The sequence below is a fragment of the Streptomyces sp. NPDC006643 genome, from assembly GCF_042870175.1.
Classification (GTDB): Bacteria; Actinomycetota; Actinomycetes; order Streptomycetales; family Streptomycetaceae; genus Streptomyces.
Window position 1 is genome coordinate 1 of sequence record NZ_JBIAHA010000030.1, and the last position, 19,377, is coordinate 19,377.

Consider the following 19,377-nt stretch of genomic DNA (forward strand, 5'->3'; position numbering starts at 1 on the left):
GGGGCGCGGGGGGGGGGGGGGGGCGGGCCCCCGCCCCCCGCGGGGGGCGGGGGGGGGGGGGGGGGGGGGGGGGGGGGGGCGGGGGCGCCCCCCCCCCCCCCCCCCCCCCCCCCCCCCCCCCCCCCCCCCCGCCGCCGTACGACGCCCTCCGCCGCCGTCCTGCGCAAACGCGCGCGGAAAAGCCCTACGGGCTTGTCAGTGCGGGGTCGTACGCTGGTACCCAGAGGTTGTCGAGCGGCGAGAACCCCGCAACGGGAGGTATGTGCAGGCCACAGTGCCGGCCCATGACTCAGACACCCACAGTTCGCACCCCCGCGCCCGGTCAGGCGCGAGCCCACTTCACGATCCCCGCCAAGCATCCGATGGTGACGATCCTGGGTTCCGGTGACTCGTTGCTGCGCGTGATCGAGAAGGCGTTCCCGGCCGTCGACATCCATGTCCGGGGTAATGAGATCAGTGCCGTGGGCGACGCGGCCGAGGTCGCGCTGATCCAGAGCCTGTTCGACGAGATGATGCTGGTGCTCCGCACCGGTCAGCCGATGACGGAGGACGCAGTGGAACGCTCGATCGCCATGCTCAGGGCGAGCGAGAACGGCGGCGCGGACGGACCCGAGACCCCCGCCGAAGTTCTCACGCAGAACATCGTCTCCAGCCGTGGCCGCACGATCCGCCCCAAGACGCTCAACCAGAAGCGTTACGTGGACGCGATCGACAAGCACACGATCGTCTTCGGCATCGGCCCGGCCGGTACCGGCAAGACGTATCTGGCCATGGCCAAGGCCGTGCAGGCCCTCCAGTCCAAGCAGGTCACCAGGATCATCCTGACCAGGCCCGCGGTGGAGGCGGGGGAGCGGCTCGGCTTCCTGCCCGGCACGCTGTACGAGAAGATCGACCCGTATCTGCGCCCGCTCTACGACGCGCTGCACGACATGCTCGACCCCGACTCGATCCCGCGCCTGATGGCGGCGGGCACGATCGAGGTGGCGCCCCTGGCGTACATGCGCGGAAGGACGCTGAACGACGCGTTCATCATCCTCGACGAGGCGCAGAACACCAGCTCGCAGCAGATGAAGATGTTCCTGACGAGGCTCGGCTTCGACTCGAAGATCGTCATCACGGGAGACGTGACCCAGGTCGACCTCCCCGGCGGCACGAAGAGCGGGCTGCGCCAGGTCCAGGACATCCTCCAGGACGTGGAGGACGTGCACTTCTCCCGGCTCACGTCGGACGATGTCGTACGGCACAAGCTCGTCGGCCGTATCGTCGACGCCTACGAGCAGTACGACAGCCGCAACGGCAACGAACCGCACAGCTGAGCCGTCGCCTCACGGCCCCAGCGGCACTAACCGGGAGAGTCACACCGCACCATGTCGATCGACGTCAACAACGAGTCAGGCACCGAGGTCGACGAGCAGGCGATCCTCGGGGCCGCCCGCTACGCGCTCACCAGGATGCGAATCCACCCCCTCTCCGAGCTGTCGGTGATCGTGGTGGACTCGGCCGCCATGGAGCAGCTGCACATGCAGTGGATGGACCTCCCCGGTCCGACCGATGTCATGTCCTTCCCGATGGACGAGCTGCGTCCACCGGTGAAGGACGACGAGGAGCCCCCGCAGGGGCTCCTCGGTGACGTCGTGCTCTGCCCGGAGGTCGCCAAGGCCCAGGGCGAGCAGGCGCCCACACGGCACTCCATGGACGAGGAGCTTCAGCTCCTGACCGTCCACGGGGTCCTGCATCTCCTCGGGTACGACCACGAGGAGCCGGACGAGAAGGCGGAGATGTTCGGCCTCCAGGCGGCCATCGTGGACGGCTGGCGGGCCGAACAGGGCCTCACCGGTCCCTCTCCCGCGCCGACCGTCTCGTGATCACGCAACTGATCATCGGGGCCGTCGCGCTGGTCGTGGTCGCCTGGCTGGCGGCCTGCGCCGAGGCGGGGCTCGCCCGCGTCTCGACCTTCCGCGCCGCCGAGGCCGAGCGCTCCGGGAGGCGCGGCGCCGACAAGCTGGCGCAGATCGCCGCCGATCCGACGCGGTATCTCAATGTGGCGCTGCTGGTGCGTGTCGCGTGCGAGATGGCGGCGGGGGTGATCGTCACCTATGTCTGCCTGGAGAAGTTCCACGAGACCTGGGCCGCGCTGCTCGTCGCGATCGGCGTGATGGTCCTGGTGAGTTATGTCGCCGTGGGCGTCTCGCCGCGCACCATCGGCCGCCAGCACCCGCTGAACACGGCGACCGTCGCGGCGTACGTACTGCTGCCGCTGGCCCGGATCATGGGGCCGGTCCCGCAGCTGCTGATCCTCCTCGGCAACGCGCTGACGCCCGGCAAGGGCTTCCGCAAGGGACCGTTCGCGAGCGAGGCGGAGCTGCGGGCGATGGTCGACCTCGCCGAGCAGGAGTCACTGATCGAGGACGACGAGCGCCGCATGGTGCACTCGGTCTTCGAGCTGGGGGACACGCTGGTGCGGGAGGTCATGGTGCCGCGTACGGACCTGGTCTGCATCGAGCGCTACAAGACGATCCGCCAGGCCCTGACGCTGGCGCTGCGCTCCGGTTTCTCCCGGATCCCCGTCACGGGGGAGAACGAGGACGACATCGTCGGCATCGTCTACCTCAAGGACCTCGTCAGGAAGACGCACATCAACCGGGACTCCGAGGCCGATCTGGTCTCCACCGCGATGCGCCCGGCGGCGTTCGTGCCGGACACGAAGAACGCGGGCGATCTGCTGCGCGAGATGCAGCAGGAGCGCAACCATGTCGCCGTCGTCATCGACGAGTACGGCGGCACGGCCGGCATCGTGACGATCGAGGACATCCTGGAGGAGATCGTCGGGGAGATCACCGACGAGTACGACCGTGAGCTGCCGCCGGTCGAGGAGACCGGCACCGACTCCTACCGGGTCACGGCCCGGCTCGACATCGGGGATCTCGGAGAGCTGTACGGGCTCGACGAGTTCGACGACGAGGACGTGGAGACGGTCGGCGGCCTGCTGGCCAAGGCGCTCGGGCGGGTGCCGATCGCCGGTGCCAGCGCGCTGGTGGAGCTGCCGGACGGCCGTACGCTGCGGCTGACGGCGGAGTCCCCGGCGGGCCGGCGGAACAAGATCGTGACGGTGCTGGCGGAGCCGGCCGAGAAGGCGGCGACGCGGTGAGCGCCGCCGGGCGCGGTTCGCTGTCGCGGGACGAACTGCGGGCGTTCTGCCTGGAGTTCAACGCCGTGACGGAGGAGTTCCCCTTCTACCCCGACCTGTCGGTCTTCAAGGTGGTGGGGAAGGTCTTCGCGCTCACGGCCCTGGACGACGAGCCGTTGAAGGTCTCGCTCAAGTGCGATCCGGACGAGGCCATCCGGCTGCGCGCGGAGCACCCGGAGATCGTCCCCGGCTGGCATCTCAACAAGCGTCACTGGAACACGGTCACGGTCCCCGGCCTGCCCGCGCGGACGGTGCGCGAGCTGGTCGAGGACAGTTACGACCTGGTGGTGGCGGGTCTGCCGAAGGCGGAGCGCCTCCGGCTCGACCGGCCGTAGCCCGACCCGACGGGCCCCTCGCAGCGGCTCAGTTGCCCGGCCGCAGCCGGCGTCGTACCTGACGCCGGACGGCCGGGCCGATGCGTACCGGCAGGCTCCGCTCCAGGCTGGACAGCCGCCGTTCCATGAGGTTGAGCTGCTTCTGGAGTTCGTTGTTCTTCTTGGTGAGGTTGTCGATGCGGCGGTCGGTTACGGTGTGGCGTTCGTGGAGCCGGCTGAAGCGGTAGTGCAGGGAGCCGTCGTCGCCGCCGTCCCACACACCCAGTGACGGCGGCAGGTCGAGGGCGTCGAGTCTCAGGTCGTAGGCGGCGCCGCCGTCGCCGTGGGTGAAGGTGTTCTCCAGGCCGTTGCGGGTGAGGAAGCCGGTGAAGCGGTCGAAGCGTTCCTTGTGCCCGTTGAGCATGCTGCTGTAGTCGGCCTGTTCGTACAGTTCCCGGGGGTGGATGTCGGCGGGGGTGGTGCTGAGCATGCGGTGGGGGATGCCGAAGTAGCGGCAGAGTTCGAGGGTGCGGGAGTCGTGGACGAGGACGACGCTGGGGGTGCCGGCGAGGAGGGGTGCGATGTTGCCGTGGATGCGGGTGCCGTAGACGAAGTCGTACGTCGCCAGTTCGTCCATCCAGGTTTTGGGGTCGAGGGGGACGCGTACGCGGTTCTGGGCGAACAGCGGGTGGGTGAGTTCCCGGGGGAAGCGGGTCCTGGGGCCGGTGACGGCGGAGGTGTCGCCCCAGAAGAGGACTTCGGCGTCGGCGATGTTCTGTGCGTAGTAGCGCAGGTGGGGGAAGCGTTCCAGGGCGTGGCGGGCCAGGGCTTCCATGTCGCCGACGGCGATGGCGCCGGGTGACATGTTGATCGCGATCCGGGAGTGGGTGTCGATGGTGCCGGGGTCGCGGGGGGTGGGGAAGGTGTCGCCGTGCAGGAACATCGAGGGGCAGCCGATGATCTCGACGTGCCGCTTGAAGCCGAGGCGTTCGAGGTAGGAGGCGGTCAGTTCACCGCGTACGCCGATGGAGGCGGATCTTTCCAGGACGGCTCTGACGAAGCGTTTCACCGAGGCCTCGATGGGGGCGAGGCGGGTGGTGTCGTAGTCGTCGGGCACCTGCGCGCCCACGCCGGCCACGACGACCGGGATGGTGAGCTGCTCGATGAGGGCGGAGAGTTTGTTCAGGTTCGGTTTGAACGAGGGGCGGAAGGCGTTGGCGAGGGGGATGACGAAGACGTCGTAGTCCCGGTTGATCTCCCGTGCCCGCTCGGGGGTCGCGACGGTGCCGATGCCGTTCGAGGTGACCTCGGTCCGCTCGGTGAGCAGGATCTTGTGGGCCGCGTCGCTGAACAGCAGGTTGCCCGAGTTGGTGCCGATCAGGTCCTTCTGGAGGAACTCCTGCTGGCTGGCAACGTGGAACGGGCTCTTCCCCGAGCGTATGAGTATGCGCTTCATCAACCTCTTCCCTCGTCTGCTCGGGCTACCCGCCCGGGAGTCCGGCGCAGCGCGCGCCCCCGAGAACCGGTCCTGGTCAGGTGACCGACCCGTGTGAAACGGGACGATACCCGAGGTCAAAAGCTAGAAGACATGGGTATTTCACCCTTTGTTGGTACGCGATTCATGTGATCTTAAGCTCGCATCTGGTGGGGAATCCGCGGCTTTTCACGCTCCGTCAGACCGACGGTGCGCTGCGTGCGCCGACGGCCGGGCTCTCTATGCTCGGGCGCATGACGACGCAGAGCACCGGCCTCGACCCCGAGGACCGCAAGATCATCACGTTGGCCCGCAGCGCCCGCGCCCGCAACGGGGTGCCCGAGGGCGCCGCCGTGCGCGACGACACCGGGCGGACCTATGTCGCCGGGACCGTCGACCTCGACTCCCTCAAGCTCAGCGCGCTGCGGACCGCCGTCGCCATGGCCGTCGCGAGCGGCGCCACCTCGCTGGAGGCCGCCGCCGTCGTCACCGAGGCCGAGGCGGCGAGCGACGAGGACCGCGCCGCCGTACGTGATCTCGGCGGGCCCGGTACGCCGGTGCTCGTCGCCGCTCCCGACGGGACCGTGCGGCTGACGGCCACCGCCGGCTGACACCTCCGCGAGGGGGTGCCGAAGGGCCGACTGGTCGGCGGGGGCGGGACGATCGGGGAGAATGGGCCGCATGAGCGCTCGTACCCCTTCGTCTCCCGAGACTTCCGCCGAACCGACCGGGGCCCCTCACCGGGCCGGTTTCGCCTGTTTCGTCGGTCGCCCCAACGCGGGCAAGTCCACCCTCACGAACGCTCTGGTCGGCCAGAAGGTGGCGATCACCTCCAGCCGGCCGCAGACCACACGCCACACGGTGCGCGGCATCGTGCACCGGCCCGAGGCGCAGCTGATCCTGGTCGACACCCCCGGTCTCCACAAGCCGCGCACGCTGCTCGGCGAGCGGCTGAACGATGTCGTGCGGACCACCTGGGCCGAGGTCGACGTCATCGGTTTCTGTGTGCCCGCCGACCAGAAGCTCGGCCCCGGCGACCGCTTCATCGCCAAGGAGCTCGCCGGGATCCGCAAGACGCCGAAGGTCGCGCTCGTCACCAAGACCGACCTTGTCGACTCCCGGGTGCTGGCCGAGCAGCTGATCGCGATCGACCAGCTCGGCCAGGAGCTGGGCTTCGAGTGGGCGGAGATCATCCCGGTCTCGGCCGTCAGCGGCGACCAGGTCGGGCTCGTCGCCGATCTGCTGGTCCCGCTCCTGCCGCAGAGCCCGCCGCTCTATCCGGAGGGCGACCTCACCGACGAGCCGGAGATGGTGATGGTCGCGGAGCTGATCCGCGAGGCCGCGCTCGAAGGCGTACGGGACGAGCTGCCGCACTCGATCGCGGTCGTGGTCGAGGAGATGCTGCCGCGCGAGGACCGGCCGGCGGACAAGCCGCTGCTGGACATCCACGCCAACGTCTACATCGAGCGGCCGAGCCAGAAGGGCATCATCATCGGCCCCAAGGGCCAGCGGCTCAAGGAGGTCGGGACGAAGTCCCGCAAGCACATCGAGGCGCTGCTGGGCACGCCCGTCTTCCTCGATCTGCATGTCAAGGTCGCGAAGGACTGGCAGCGCGACCCGAAGCAGCTGCGCAAGCTCGGCTTCTGAGCAGGGCGAGCGTGGGGGTTTGGTCGGTTTTGGACTGTTCCTCCGATGATCCCGCATACTGATACGGACCCGCGCGGACCGGACGGCTCCGCTAGGCTGCCGCACATCATGCGTTTCGGGCTGCTTCTCCTTAGCTGCCGCGGCGAGGGTCTGTAGTCGTAGGCCGACCCCCTCCCCGCGGAGTCTGGTGATGCGGTTTTCCCGCCCCGTCGGCCGTCCCAGCGGACACACGAGGAGCCCAACGCAATGTCTGAGCGCATGTCCGACCACGGCCCCACGGGATCGGCCGTCGGCCGCCCCACCCCGGTCACCAACGCCACCCACACCCAGCGGCCGTCCGGGATGCCGATCCACAAGTACGGCCGCTACGAGGCCGTGGACATCCCCGACCGCACCTGGCCGGACAACCGTGTCACCCAGGCGCCCCGCTGGCTCTCCACCGACCTGCGCGACGGCAACCAGGCCCTGATCGACCCCATGTCGCCCGCCCGTAAGCGCGAGATGTTCGACCTGCTGGTACGCATGGGCTACAAGGAGATCGAGGTCGGTTTCCCGTCGTCGGGCGAGACCGACTTCGCCTTCGTACGGTCGATCATCGAAGAGGGCGCCATCCCCGAGGACGTGACCATCTCCGTCCTGACGCAGGCCCGCGAGGAGCTGATCGAGCGCACCGTGCAGTCGCTCGTCGGCGCCCACCGCGCCACCGTCCATCTGTACAACGCCACCGCCCCCACCTTCCGCCGCGTCGTCTTCCGGGGGACCCGCGAGCAGGTCAGGCAGATCGCCGTGGACGGTACGCGGCTGGTCTCCGAGTACGCCGAGAAGATCCTGGGCCCGGAGACGGTCTTCGGCTACCAGTACAGCCCGGAGATCTTCACCGACACCGAGCTGGACTTCGCCCTGGAGGTCTGTGAGGGCGTGATGGACGTCTGGCAGCCCGAGGAGGGCCGCGAGATCATCCTCAACCTGCCGGCCACCGTCGAGCGCTCCACGCCCTCCACGCACGCCGACCGCTTCGAGTGGATGTCGCGGAACCTGTCCCGCCGCGAGCACGTCTGCCTCTCCGTACACCCGCACAACGACCGCGGCACCGCCGTCGCCGCCGCCGAGCTGGCGCTGATGGCCGGGGCCGACCGTATCGAGGGCTGTCTGTTCGGCCAGGGCGAGCGCACCGGCAACGTGGACCTGGTGACCCTGGGCATGAACCTGTTCTCCCAGGGCATCGACCCGCAGATCGACTTCTCGCAGATCGACGAGATCCGCCGCACCAGCGAGTACTGCAACCAGATGGAGATCCACCCGCGCCACCCCTACGCGGGCGACCTCGTCTACACCGCCTTCTCCGGCTCCCACCAGGACGCCATCAAGAAGGGCTTCGACGCCATGGAGGCCGACGCCGCCGCCCGGGGCAAGACCGTCGACGACCTCGAATGGGCCGTGCCGTATCTGCCGATCGACCCCAAGGACGTGGGCCGTTCGTACGAGGCGGTCATCCGGGTCAACTCGCAGTCCGGCAAGGGCGGCATCGCCTACGTCCTGAAGAACGACCACAAGCTGGACCTGCCGCGCCGGATGCAGATCGAGTTCTCGCGGATCATCCAGGCCAAGACGGACTCCGAGGGCGGCGAGGTCACCCCGCAGGCGATCTGGTCGGCGTTCGAGGACGAGTACCTGCCCAACCAGGGCGACGAGAAGGCCCGTTGGGGCCGGATCCAGCTGCGCTCGGGCCAGTCCACGACCGACAAGGACGGGACGGACACCCTCACCGTCGAGGCGGTCGTGGACGGCGAGGAGACCGTCCTGACCGGCTCCGGCAACGGGCCGATTTCGGCCTTCTTCGCCGCGCTGGCCGCCGTCGGGGTCGACGCGCGGCTGCTGGACTACTCCGAGCACACGATGAGCGAGGGCGCGAGCGCGCAGGCCGCCTCGTACATCGAGTGCGCGATCGACGGAAAGGTGCTGTGGGGGATCGGTATTGACGCCAACACCACACGCGCCTCTCTGAAGGCCGTGGTCTCCGCGGTCAACCGCGCACCGCGCTGACCTGAGCGTTCACCGGCAGAACCGGAACCCCGTCCACCGATCGCGGTGGGCGGGGTTCGGCCATGTCGTGGCGACCTGACGCCGAGGTAATGACGCCGCATCGTTGCTGTGGTTAACATCACGTCAATGCGGCAAAGTTGCCGAAGCGTTATGGAGGTGCGCGACGTGCTGCCAGGCCAGGGAACGAACGGCAGGAAACTGCGCATCTGCGGCATTCACACCGCGTGGAGCACCATCGGCGACGGGGAGTTCTTCTGCCCCGACTGCGGGGGTGACCGCAACTACCGCCGCCGCACCGGCCGTCGCCGCTTCGCCGTGCTCGGCCTGCCCCTGGTGCCGCGCGGCTCGGCCGGCCCCGTCGTGGAATGCGCCGCCTGCCACGGCCACTTCGGCCTCGACATCCTCGACCACCCCACCACCGTCCGCTTCTCCGCGATGCTCCGCGACGCCGTGCACACGGTCGCGCTCGCCGTCCTCGCCGCCGGCGGCACCACCTCCCGTACGGTCCGCGAGACCGCCGTCGCCACGGTCCGGGCCGCCGGGATCGAGGACTGCACGGAGGACCAGCTCACCGACCTGGTGGAGGCGCTGGCCGCCGACACCGGCCGGTTCCTGATCGACCCCGGCCCCTGCGGGGCGGCGCTCGCCATCGAGCTGCACGAGGCGCTGGAGCCGCTGGCACCGCATCTCGCGGCGGCCGGCCGGGAGTCGATCCTGCTCCAGGGCGCCCGGATCGCGCTCGCCGACGGGCCGTACAGCGCGGCGGAGCGCGACGTGCTCTCCACCGTCGGCGGCGCGTTGCAGCTGTGCGCCGACGACACGGCGCGGCTGCTCGAATCGGCCCGTACGCCCTCCTCCTGACCCGCGCCCCGAGGCCCTCAGTACTCCCCCGGGAGTAGAGGCGCGCCCCTGTCTCCCGGGGCGGTAACCCTCATCTCGCCCTCACGTGCGACGAATTCACCCCTTCCCGGTCAGAGACTGAGACCAGTCTCTGACCGGTAGCGAGAAGGGGGGCCCGCGATGGGGGCCGAGAACGGACGCCGACGACTGCTGCCCTGGGCGGTGGTCGGGCTGTGGGTGGTCGTGATCGCCGTGGCCGCGATGTTCGCCGGGAAGCTCGGCGACGTCCAGCGCGACGAGGCCGTCGACTACCTCCCGGCGAGCGCCGACTCCACGCACGTGGAGAAGGTCCGCCAGGAGCTGCCCGGCGGTGAGACCACCGACTTGATCGTCGTCTACCACCGCGACGGCGGGCTCACCGCGGCCGACCGGACCACCGCCGACGAGCAACTGGCCCGGATCGCGTCGGAGCAGAAGCTCACCGCCCCGCCCCAGGGCGTCCCGTCGAAGGACGGGACGACGCTGATGTACCCGATCGCGAGCGCCGCTCCGACCGGGCCGGGGGCGGACAAGGAAGCCGCGCAGAAGGCCTTCGTCGAGGACGTACGGGCCGTCACCACGGGCGACGGCGCCGAGCGGAACGGGCTCGACATCGAGGTCGGCGGGGCCGGTGCGCTCCTGGCCGACATGGAGTCCGTCTTCGAGTCCATCGACGGCACCCTGATGATCGCGACCGTGCTCGTCGTCGCCTTCCTGCTGATCATCACCTACCGCAGCCCCTTCCTGTGGATCGTGCCGCTGGTCGTCGTCGGAGCCGCCGCCGTCAGCTCCATGGCCGTCGTCTACGGCATGGTGCGGGCCTTCGACGTGGTCGTCACCAGCCAGAGCGCGGCGATCATGACCGTCCTCGTGTTCGGCGCGGGCACGGACTACGCGCTGCTGCTGGTCTCCCGCTACCGGGAGGAGCTGCGCCGCGTACCCGAGCCGTACGAGGCGATGCGCACCGCGCTGCGCAACTGCGGCCCCGCCGTCCTCGCCTCGTCCGGCACCGTCGCCGCCGGTCTGCTGTGCCTGCTCGCCGCCGACCTCAACAGCAGCAGCGGCATGGGACCCATCGCCGCCATCGGCGTCGTGTGCGCGCTCGCCGCGATGCTCACGCTGCTGCCCGCCGTCCTGGTGCTGCTCGGCCGCCGCGTCTTCTGGCCGCTGATCCCCGCGTACGGCGGTGAGGTCAAGCAGCGGCGCTCCTTCTTCGCCGCCATGGGCAGCTCCGCCGCCCGCAGGCCGGTCGCCGTGCTCGGCACCGGGCTGGTGCTGCTCGGCGCCCTCGCGCTCGGCGTACTGAACCTGCCCGGCGCCGTGAAGCAGGAGGACAGCTTCATCGACCGGCCCGAGTCCGTCACCGCCATGCAGCGCCTGACCGACGCCTACCCGGAGCAGAGCGCGCAGCCCATCAGCGTCATGGCGCCGACCGGAGAGGCCGGCGCGGCGCTCGACACCACCCGTACGCTGCCCGGCGTCGCCGACGCGCAGCGGGGCCGCAGCGGCGGCGGCTGGACCGAGATCGTCGTCTTCGCGAAGGACGCGCCCGAGTCGGCGGGGGAGACCGCCACGATCGAACGGCTGCGGTCCACCCTCGGCGGCGGGACGTACGTCGGCGGGCCCAGCGCGCAGCAGATCGACCTCGCCGACACCAACGCCGACGACCGGCTGTATGTCATCCCGCTCGTCATCGTCGCCGTGCTGCTGATCCTTGTCGCGCTGCTGCGCAGCATCGTCGCGCCGCTGATGCTGGTGGCGGCCGTGGTGGTCGTGTGGGGCGCGTCGATGGGCATCGGCGGGCTGGTCTTCGAGCCGCTGCTGGGCTTCGCCGGGGTCGATCCCGGGCTGGCGCTGCTGTCGTTCGTGTTCCTGGTCGCGCTCGGTGTCGACTACGGGATCTTCCTGATGCACCGGATGCGCGAGGAGGCGCTGAAGGGCGCCGAGCCGGAAGAGGCCGCGCTGACGGCGCTGCGCAGCACGGGCGGTGTCATCGCGTCGGCGGGCATCGTGCTGGCCGCGACGTTCGGTGTGCTGGCCTCGCTGCCGCTGGTGATGCTCGCCGAGATGGGAATCCTCGTCGCCGTCGGCGTCCTGCTCGACACCTTCCTGGTGCGGACGTATCTGGTGACCAGCGCGAGCGTGCTGCTCGGCCGCAAGGTCTGGTGGCCGGGCGCACTGTCCAGGCCGCCGGCCGCGGAGCCGGCGCGCGAGCGGGAGACGGTCGGCGCCGACGCCTGAACCCGGCGCGGTACGGCTCCGAGGGGGAGGGAGCCGTACCGCGCGGGACCCTTTCCGACGGCGACGAGAGAGGATGGGCCCGTGCCGGCGAACTCCAGCAGAGGACCACTCAGGGAACGCGTCTTCGCGGTGCTCAACCGCGACCCGCTCGACGCGCCGAACCAGGCGCGTACGGACCTGGTGGTCGCCGGGGCCGTCGGCGCGCTGGGGGCGGCGCTGGCCGTCGCCGGGCCGGGCGACGGCCTGACCCTCGACGCGCTCGGCTGGGCAATGTTCGCCGGGATCACCGCGTGCCTGATCTGGCGGCGGCGCCATCCGGTGGGCGCGCTGCTGGTGATGGTGGCGCTCGTCGCCCCGTACCACGCGCTGGACTACACGCACGCGGCGACCACCCCGGCGACGATGGTCGCCCTCTACACCCTCGCCGTCACCGGCCCGCCGCTGCGGGCCGCGCTGCTCGGCTCCGGGATCGTCGGCGTCACGCTCACGGTGATGCTGCTGATCAACACCGACCGGGGCGTCGAGATGCTCCGTACGTCGGGCTGGATCGTGGCGGTCCTGGTGATCGGCATGGACGTACGCGTCTACCGCAAGTACATCGCGGCGGTCGTGGAACGCGCGGAGCGCGCGGAACGCGACCGGGAGAAGGAGGCGGCGCGGCGGGTCGCGGAGGAACGCCTGCGGATCGCGCGGGACCTGCACGACCTGCTGGCCCACAGCATCACGCTCATCGGCGTCCAGACGTCGGTGGCGTCGCACGTGCTGACCGTCGACCCCGAACGGCTCGACCGGGCGGCCATCGCCCAGGCGCTCGACGGCATCTCGGACACCTGCCGCGAGGCGCGCGCCGAACTGCGCACCACGCTGGAGGTGTTGCGCACCGCCGGCACGGCGGAGGACGAGACGGGGGACTGGGCCGGCGCCCTGCCGGACCTGGCGGCGCTGTCCGGCCTCGTGGAGGCCGCGCGGACCGGGGGAGCGGAGACGGAGCTGCTGGTGCGGACGGAGGGCGTACGCGTACCGCCGGTGGCCGAGGCGGCGGCGTACCGGATCGTGCAGGAATCACTCACCAACGCGGTACGGCACGCGGGTCCCGCGCCACGAGTGGAGGTACGGGTGGAGGCGCGCGCCGGAGCGCTGCACGTCACCGTGACCGACAACGGGGGCGCGCTGGCCGCCCGAAAGCCGCCCGCCGAACCGGGCTACGGCATCGTCGGCATGCGCGAACGCGCCCGCAGCGTGGGCGGCACCCTGGAGGCGACCCCACACGCGGACGGCTTCCGCGTCACGGCACGCCTCCCCTTGACGGCCCGGGACACCACCACGCCGCCTGACCCGGCGCCGACCGGGCCTCCGGCTGTCGCCGAGGCGGCGGATCCCTTGGGACCAACCGATCCCATCGGGTCCGGCGTGCCCGCAGGGTCCGCCCCGACCGGTCTTCCGGCGCAGGCCGGGGCGGCGGATCCCTTGGGACCAACCGATCGCATCGGGTCCGGCGTGCCCGCTGGGTCCGCCCCGACCGGGCCTCCGGCGCCGGCCGGGGCGGGGGATCTCTCCCGATCCGGCGGACCCGCCGGGGCCGCTGCTCCGGAGGAGCGGGCGGCGCCCGCCGAGGCGGCGGATCCCCTCGGGTGCGGCGAGGCCGTCGGGCCCGCCGGGGCCGTGCCTCCGGTGGTCGGGCCCGCCACCCCCGGCGTGGCGTCCGCGCCCGTGGCCGGACCCGTCCGCCCCACCACGCCGCCACCCGCCGAGGCGGTCGGCCCCGTCCGCCCCGCCCGATCGGAGTCCTCGTGATCCGTGTTCTGCTCGCCGACGACCAGCGGCTCGTGCGGGCCGCGTTCGCCATGCTTGTCGAGTCCGCCGAGGACATGGAGGTCGTCGGGCAGGCCGGGAACGGGCGGGAAGCCGTCGAGATGGTGCGGGAGAGCCGGGCCGATCTCGTCGTCATGGACATCCGGATGCCCGACATCGACGGGATCGAGGCGACCCGGCTGATCGCCGCCGACGACGATCTCGCCGGGGTCAAGGTGCTGGTCCTCACCACGTACGACACCGACGAACACGTCGTGGAGGCCCTGCGCGCGGGGGCGTCCGGGTTTCTGGTGAAGGACACCCGGCCCGCCGAACTCCTCACCGCCATCCGGACCGTTGCCGCCGGCGAGTCCCTGCTGTCCCCGGGGCCGACGGCGCGGCTGATCGCCCGCGTACTGAGAGCGCACAGCCGGGTCCCGGAGGCGTCGGCGGCCGGCGGGCCCGAGTGTCTGTCGGTCCGGGAACGGCAGGTCCTCGCCCTCGTGGCGCGCGGACTCACCAACACGGAGATCGCGGAGACGCTCCGGCTCAGCCCCCTGACCGCCAAGACACATGTGAGCCGCATCATGGGCAAGCTCCAGGCCCGGGACCGGGCACAACTGGTGATCATCGCCTACGAGTCGGGGCTGGTGACCCCCGGCGACCCGCCGCTCACGGCCGCCGCCCCCGCCTGATACGCCCGCCCGCCGCGTACGGGAGAATGGCGCCATGAGCCTGTTCCGCGACGACGGCATCGTGCTGCGCACCCAGAAGCTGGGTGAGGCGGATCGCATCATCACGTTCCTCACCCGTGGCCACGGCCGCGTACGGGCCGTGGCGCGCGGAGTGCGCCGTACGAAGTCCAAGTTCGGCGCCAGGCTCGAACCGTTCTCCCACGTCGACGTGCAGTTCTTCGCGCGCGGCAGTGAACTCGTCGGGCGCGGGCTGCCGCTCTGTACGCAGAGCGAGACCATCGCCCCGTACGGCGGCGCCATCGTCGCCGACTACCCCCGCTACACGGCCGGTACGGCCATGCTGGAGACCGCCGAGCGGTTCACCGACCACGAGGGCGAACCCGCCGTCCAGCAGTATCTGCTCCTCGTCGGCGGGCTGCGTACCCTCGCGCGCGGCGAGCACGCCCCGCATCTGATCCTCGACGCCTTCCTGCTGCGCTCCCTCGCGGTCAACGGCTACGCCCCGAGCTTCGACGACTGCGCGAAGTGCGGCCTCGACGGGCCGAACCGCTTCTTCTCGGTCGCGGCGGGCGGAGTCATATGCGGTGACTGTCGGGTGCCCGGCAGCGTCGTACCGTCGTCGGAGGCGGTCGGTCTGCTCAGCGCGCTGCTGACCGGCGACTGGGGGACGGCGGACGCGTGCGAGGCTCGTCATGTCCGGGAGGGCAGCGGGCTGGTGTCCGCGTATCTGCACTGGCATCTGGAGCGCGGACTGCGCTCACTCAGATATGTAGAGAAGAACTAGGAGACACGAGCGCATGGCACGACGCGGAATGCTGGGCCGGTCCCGCCGCGAGTACAAGGTCCCCGAGCCGCACCCCTCCGGTGCGGTCCCGCCGAAGATCCCCGGCGAGCTGGTGCCCAAGCATGTCGCGTGCGTGATGGACGGCAACGGCCGCTGGGCCAAGGAGCGCGGGCTGCCGCGCACCGAGGGCCACAAGGTCGGCGAGGGCGTCGTGCTGGACGTGCTCAAGGGCTGTCTGGAGATGGGCGTCAAGAACCTCTCCCTGTACGCCTTCTCCACCGAGAACTGGAAGCGCACACCGGACGAGGTGCGCTTCCTCATGAACTTCAACCGCGATGTCATCCGGCGCCGCCGCGACGAGATGGACGAGCTGGGGATCCGGATCCGCTGGGTCGGCCGGATGCCCAAGATGTGGAAGTCGGTCGTCCAGGAACTCCAGGTCGCCCAGGAACAGACCGTCGACAACGACGCCATGACGCTCTACTTCTGCGTCAACTACGGTGGCCGCGCGGAGATCGCGGACGCGGCGCGTGCGCTCGCCGAGGACGTGGCGTCGGGGAAGCTCGACCCGTCCAAGGTCAACGAGAAGACGTTCGCCAAGTATCTGTACTACCCGGACATGCCGGACGTGGATCTCTTCCTGCGGCCGAGCGGTGAGCAGCGTACGTCCAACTACCTGATCTGGCAGAGCAGTTACGCCGAGATGGTCTTCCAGGACGTGCTCTGGCCGGACTTCGACCGGCGGGATCTGTGGCGGGCCTGTCTGGAATTCGCCCAGCGGGACCGCCGCTTCGGCGGGGCGCTGCCCAACCAGTCCGGCAACCGGTCGGACCGGTCGGGCGGGAGCGCGTAACCGGGGGAGGGGCGGGGCGACGTGTGATCCGCCCCGCATCCGTCACCTCATCGGCTCACCGGCTCACCGGCTCACCGGCTCACCGGCCCACCCGGGTCACCGGCTCGCCGCGCACTCCGCGCAGGTGCCGAAGACCTCCACCGTGTGCGCCACGGCCACGAAGCCGTGCTCGGCCGCGATCGTCTCGGCCCACTGCTCGACGGCCGGACCCTCGACCTCGACGGCCTTGCCGCACACCCGGCACACCAGATGGTGGTGGTGATCACCGGTCGAGCAGCGCCGGTAGACGGACTCCCCGTCGTTCGTGCGCAGTACGTCGACATCGCCCGCGTCGGCGAGCGACTGGAGCGTGCGGTAGACCGTCGTCAGACCGACCGAGTCGCCGCGGTGCTTCAGCATGTCGTGCAGTTCCTGAGCGCTGCGGAACTCGTCCACCTCGTCCAGCGCGGCGGCCACCGCGGCACGCTGCCGGGTCGATCGGCCGCGTACGGGGGCAGTGCTCGCCCCACCGCCAGGCGCAGTCGTCACGGGTGCCTCCAATACTTCTGCCCGGAATCGCTCATCTGCCGGGCCATTCTGCCAGCTCGCGTCAGACCGTGGCCTCGTCCGACGGCCCGCGCATGGCGGGAACCACCGGATCGTCCGCGGCCCCGTCCGCCGGTCTGTCCGCCGGAGCCGCCGGGTGCCCGCTCTCCGCGGACCTGAGCGCCCGCGCCCGCCGTCTCGCCAGTGGTGTCGCGAGGACGGTCAGGACGAGGAAGACGCCGATGGCCAGCAACACAATTGTCGCTCCGGGCGGCACGTCCTGGTAGTACGAGGTGACCGTGCCGGCCAGCGTGACCGCCGTACCGATCACCACCGCCAGCACGAAAGTGACGGCGAAGGACCGGGTGATCTGCTGCGCGGCGGCGACCGGCACCACCATCAGCGCGCTGACCAGCAGCAGGCCCACGACCCGCATCGCGACGGTGACGGTCACGGCGGCCGTGACGGCGACGAGCAGGTTCAGGGCGCGCACCGGCAGCCCGGTGACCCGCGCGAACTCCTCGTCCTGGCTGACGGCGAACAGTTGCCGCCGCAGCCCCACGGTGACCAGCACCACCAGGGCCGCCAGGATCCAGATCGCGTCCAGATCGCTCTCGGAGACGGTGGAGAGGGAGCCGAAGAGATACGAGCTGAGGTTGGCGTTGGAGCCGGTCGGCGAGAGGTTGATCAGCAGGACGCCGCCCGCCATACCGCCGTAGAAGAGCATGGCCAGCGCGATGTCGCCGCGTGTGCGGCCGTACGCCCGGATCAGCTCCATCGCGATGGAGCCGACGATCGCCACGAGCGTCGCCATCCACACGGGGCTGGTGGAGAGCAGAAAGCCCAGACCGACACCGGTCATGGCGACATGGCCGATGCCGTCGCCCATCAGGGCCTGTCGGCGCTGGACGAGATAGATCCCGACGGCGGGCGCGATGACGCCGACCAGTACGGCCGCGATCAGGGCCCGCTGCATGAGGGCGGTCTCAAGGATTTCCATGATCAGGTCAGCAGTCCTGTACGGTGCGGCTCGCCGGCCGCGTGCGGGTGACAGCCTTGATTGGTCAAAGGATCGGGGTCGTGGCCGGGCAGCGCGTGCCGGCCCACGGCCTTCGGCGGCGGGCCGTCGTGCATGACACAGCCGTCGCGCAGCACCACCGCGCGGTCGATGAGCGGCTCCAGCGGGCCCAGTTCGTGCAGGACGAGCAGGACGGTCGTGCCGGCCGCGACCTGGTCACGCAGCGTGGCCGCCAGGATCTCCTGGCTGGCCAGGTCGACCCCGGCCATCGGCTCGTCCATGATCAGCAGTTCGGGCTCGGCGGCGAGGGCGCGCGCGATCAGCACCCGCTGGTGCTGGCCGCCGGAGAGCGCGCCGACCGCGTCCTTCGCCCGGTCCGTGAGACCGACCAGGTCGATGGCGCGCCGGACGGCCTCCCGGTCGGCCCTGGTGGGCCACCGCAGCAGCCCGGTGCGCGCCAGCCGTCCCGAGGACACGACCTCGCGGACGGTCGCGGGCACGCCACTGGCGGCCGTCGTGCGCTGCGGCACGTAGCCGACGCGCGCCCAGTCGCGGAAGCGCCGCAGGGGGGTGCCGAAGAGGGTCACCTCGCCGCTGGTGAGCGGGACCTGGCCGATCACGGAGCGTACGGCGGTGGACTTGCCCGAGCCGTTGGCGCCGAGGAGCGCGACGACCTCGCCGCGCCGCACGGAGAGGTCGATGCCGCGCAGCACGGGGCGGGAGCCGAGCGTGGCGGTGGCGGCGCGCAGCGACAGGACGGGGGAGCCGGCGCCGTCGGCGTCCGGTTCGGCCGCCTCCGCCCGCTCGGTCTGTGTCGTCGTCACGTCCCGTACCTCCGTTGCTGCCGTCGGCTGGTTCACTTCGCGCCGAGGGCTTTCTCCAGCGCGGCGAGGTTGGACTCCATGACCTCGACGTAGTCAGCGCCCTTGGACTTGTCCGTGATTCCCTCGACGGGGTCCAGGACGTCCGTCTTCAGACCGCTGTCGGCGGCGACGGTCTTGGCCGTCCTGTCGCTGACGAGCGTCTCGAAGAAGACCGTGCCGACCTTGTCCTTGGCGGCGATGGTACGCAGTTCCTTGATCCGGGCCGGGCTGGGCTCGGACTCGGGGGAGATGCCCGCGATGGACTCCTGGGTGAGGCCGTAGCGCTCGGCGAGATAGCCGAAGGCCGAGTGCGTGGTGATGAAGGTCTTGGTGGCGGTGTCGGCGAGGCCCTGCTCGAAGGCGCTGTCGAGGGTGGTGAGCCGTTCGACGAGGGCGGTGGTGTTCTTCCGGTACGCGGCGGCGTTGTCCGGGTCGGCCTTCTCCAGCGAGGCGCCGACGCCCTTGGCGACCTCGGCGTACTTCACGGGGTCGAGCCAGATGTGCGGGTCGGTGCCGGCCTCGCCCTCGTGGGCGTGGTCCTCCTCGGCGTGGTTCTCCTCGGCGTGCTCCTCGTCCGCGTTTTCCTCGCCGTGGTCGTCCGCGTGCTCGTGGCCGACCTCCGCGCCGTGCTTCTCCAGCGTCGTGAGGGAGGCGGCGTCGACGGTGCTCGGTACGCCGGCGGCGGTGATGGCCTCGTCGACGGCGGGCTGGATTCCCTTGAGGTACAGGATGTAGTCGGCCTCGCCGAGCTGCGCGGCCTGCCGGGTGCTCAGCTCCAGATCGTGCGGCTCGACGCCGGGCTTGGTGAGCGTGGAGACGTCGACGTGGCTGCCGCCTATCTCCTGGGCCAGATACTGCATGGGGTAGAACGACGCGACCACCGCGAGCTTGTCGCCGCTCTTCCTGGCGCCGTCGGCGCTGTCGGCCGCGTCGGAGGGGGAGCACGCGGACAGCGCGACCAGGCCGAGGGAGAGGGATCCGGCGAGCGCGGCGGTGGGTATGAGGCGTCGTACGTTCATGACAGTCATTTTCAACAAAAGTGGAAACGATTGTCAACAAGGGG

At 70.7% G+C, this 19,377-nt stretch carries 18 protein-coding genes; 13 read left to right on the plus strand and 5 right to left on the minus strand.

Annotation, left to right across the window (positions count from 1 at the left end):
* Positions 1-284 precede the first annotated feature (284 nt).
* Genes ACFYNU_RS32685 through ACFYNU_RS32700 form a run of 4 tightly spaced genes read left to right on the plus strand, consistent with a single transcriptional unit; the run spans position 285 to position 3,522 of the window.
* Positions 285-1,316, plus strand: a complete 1,032-nt coding sequence (locus ACFYNU_RS32685; RefSeq protein WP_356597331.1) for a PhoH family protein — start codon at positions 285-287, stop codon at positions 1,314-1,316.
* Positions 1,317-1,367: 51 nt separating this feature from the next.
* Positions 1,368-1,865, plus strand: coding sequence for an rRNA maturation RNase YbeY (gene ybeY / locus ACFYNU_RS32690; RefSeq protein WP_023541920.1), 498 nt, complete (start codon positions 1,368-1,370; stop codon positions 1,863-1,865).
* Positions 1,862-3,148, plus strand: coding sequence for a hemolysin family protein (locus tag ACFYNU_RS32695; RefSeq protein ID WP_356597329.1), 1,287 nt, complete (start codon positions 1,862-1,864; stop codon positions 3,146-3,148). Before ybeY ends, ACFYNU_RS32695 begins: the two co-directional genes overlap by 4 nt.
* A gap of 20 nt (positions 3,149-3,168) precedes the next feature.
* Positions 3,169-3,522 carry an MmcQ/YjbR family DNA-binding protein gene (locus ACFYNU_RS32700; protein WP_356597333.1) on the plus strand — a complete coding sequence of 118 codons (354 nt, stop codon included), beginning with the start codon at positions 3,169-3,171 and terminating at the stop codon, positions 3,520-3,522.
* A gap of 28 nt (positions 3,523-3,550) precedes the next feature.
* Here ACFYNU_RS32700 and ACFYNU_RS32705 read toward each other — a convergent pair whose 3' ends face one another.
* Positions 3,551-4,957, minus strand: coding sequence for a polysaccharide pyruvyl transferase family protein (locus ACFYNU_RS32705; protein WP_388768128.1), 1,407 nt, complete (start codon positions 4,955-4,957; stop codon positions 3,551-3,553).
* Between the two features lie 272 nt (positions 4,958-5,229).
* Between ACFYNU_RS32705 and ACFYNU_RS32710 the strand changes: the two genes are divergently transcribed.
* From ACFYNU_RS32710 to ACFYNU_RS32750, 9 genes are all read left to right on the plus strand, one after another.
* Entirely contained in the window at positions 5,230-5,586 is a 357-nt protein-coding gene (locus ACFYNU_RS32710; protein ID WP_356593574.1) for a cytidine deaminase, read from the plus strand.
* A gap of 61 nt (positions 5,587-5,647) precedes the next feature.
* On the plus strand, positions 5,648-6,622 hold the full coding sequence (era, locus tag ACFYNU_RS32715; RefSeq protein WP_356593572.1) for a GTPase Era: 975 nt from the start codon (positions 5,648-5,650) through the stop codon (positions 6,620-6,622).
* 246 nt (positions 6,623-6,868) lie between these two features.
* Entirely contained in the window at positions 6,869-8,665 is a 1,797-nt protein-coding gene (gene leuA, locus ACFYNU_RS32720) for a 2-isopropylmalate synthase (protein ID WP_356593570.1), read from the plus strand.
* A gap of 165 nt (positions 8,666-8,830) precedes the next feature.
* A complete protein-coding gene (locus ACFYNU_RS32725; RefSeq protein WP_356593568.1) occupies positions 8,831-9,526 on the plus strand; it encodes a TerB family tellurite resistance protein in 696 nt (231 codons plus the stop codon).
* A 159-nt stretch (positions 9,527-9,685) separates the two neighbouring features.
* Entirely contained in the window at positions 9,686-11,785 is a 2,100-nt protein-coding gene (locus ACFYNU_RS32730; protein WP_356593566.1) for an MMPL family transporter, read from the plus strand.
* An 81-nt stretch (positions 11,786-11,866) separates the two neighbouring features.
* Positions 11,867-13,579 carry a histidine kinase gene (locus tag ACFYNU_RS32735; RefSeq protein ID WP_356593564.1) on the plus strand — a complete coding sequence of 571 codons (1,713 nt, stop codon included), beginning with the start codon at positions 11,867-11,869 and terminating at the stop codon, positions 13,577-13,579.
* A gap of 50 nt (positions 13,580-13,629) precedes the next feature.
* Positions 13,630-14,271: a response regulator transcription factor gene (locus tag ACFYNU_RS32740; protein WP_356593599.1), complete on the plus strand. Its 642-nt coding sequence runs from the start codon at positions 13,630-13,632 to the stop codon at positions 14,269-14,271.
* 34 nt (positions 14,272-14,305) lie between these two features.
* Positions 14,306-15,055, plus strand: a complete 750-nt coding sequence (gene recO, locus ACFYNU_RS32745) for a DNA repair protein RecO (RefSeq protein WP_356593562.1) — start codon at positions 14,306-14,308, stop codon at positions 15,053-15,055.
* A 13-nt stretch (positions 15,056-15,068) separates the two neighbouring features.
* A complete protein-coding gene (locus ACFYNU_RS32750; protein ID WP_356593560.1) occupies positions 15,069-15,908 on the plus strand; it encodes an isoprenyl transferase in 840 nt (279 codons plus the stop codon).
* Between the two features lie 96 nt (positions 15,909-16,004).
* Here the strand turns inward: ACFYNU_RS32750 and ACFYNU_RS32755 are convergent, their stop codons facing one another.
* From ACFYNU_RS32755 to ACFYNU_RS32770, 4 genes are all read right to left on the minus strand, one after another.
* Positions 16,005-16,436 carry a Fur family transcriptional regulator gene (locus ACFYNU_RS32755; protein WP_356593558.1) on the minus strand — a complete coding sequence of 144 codons (432 nt, stop codon included), beginning with the start codon at positions 16,434-16,436 and terminating at the stop codon, positions 16,005-16,007.
* Positions 16,437-16,497: 61 nt separating this feature from the next.
* Positions 16,498-17,433 (minus strand): metal ABC transporter permease, encoded by a 936-nt coding sequence (locus ACFYNU_RS32760; RefSeq protein ID WP_356593556.1) that lies wholly within the window; start codon positions 17,431-17,433, stop codon positions 16,498-16,500.
* Positions 17,434-17,435: 2 nt separating this feature from the next.
* The gene (locus tag ACFYNU_RS32765; RefSeq protein WP_356593597.1) at positions 17,436-18,206 is read right to left on the minus strand and encodes a metal ABC transporter ATP-binding protein; all 771 of its coding nucleotides are present in this window, start codon (positions 18,204-18,206) and stop codon (positions 17,436-17,438) included.
* 101 nt (positions 18,207-18,307) lie between these two features.
* The gene (locus tag ACFYNU_RS32770) at positions 18,308-19,333 is read right to left on the minus strand and encodes a metal ABC transporter substrate-binding protein (RefSeq protein ID WP_356593554.1); all 1,026 of its coding nucleotides are present in this window, start codon (positions 19,331-19,333) and stop codon (positions 18,308-18,310) included.
* Between the last annotated feature and the right edge of the window lie 44 nt (positions 19,334-19,377).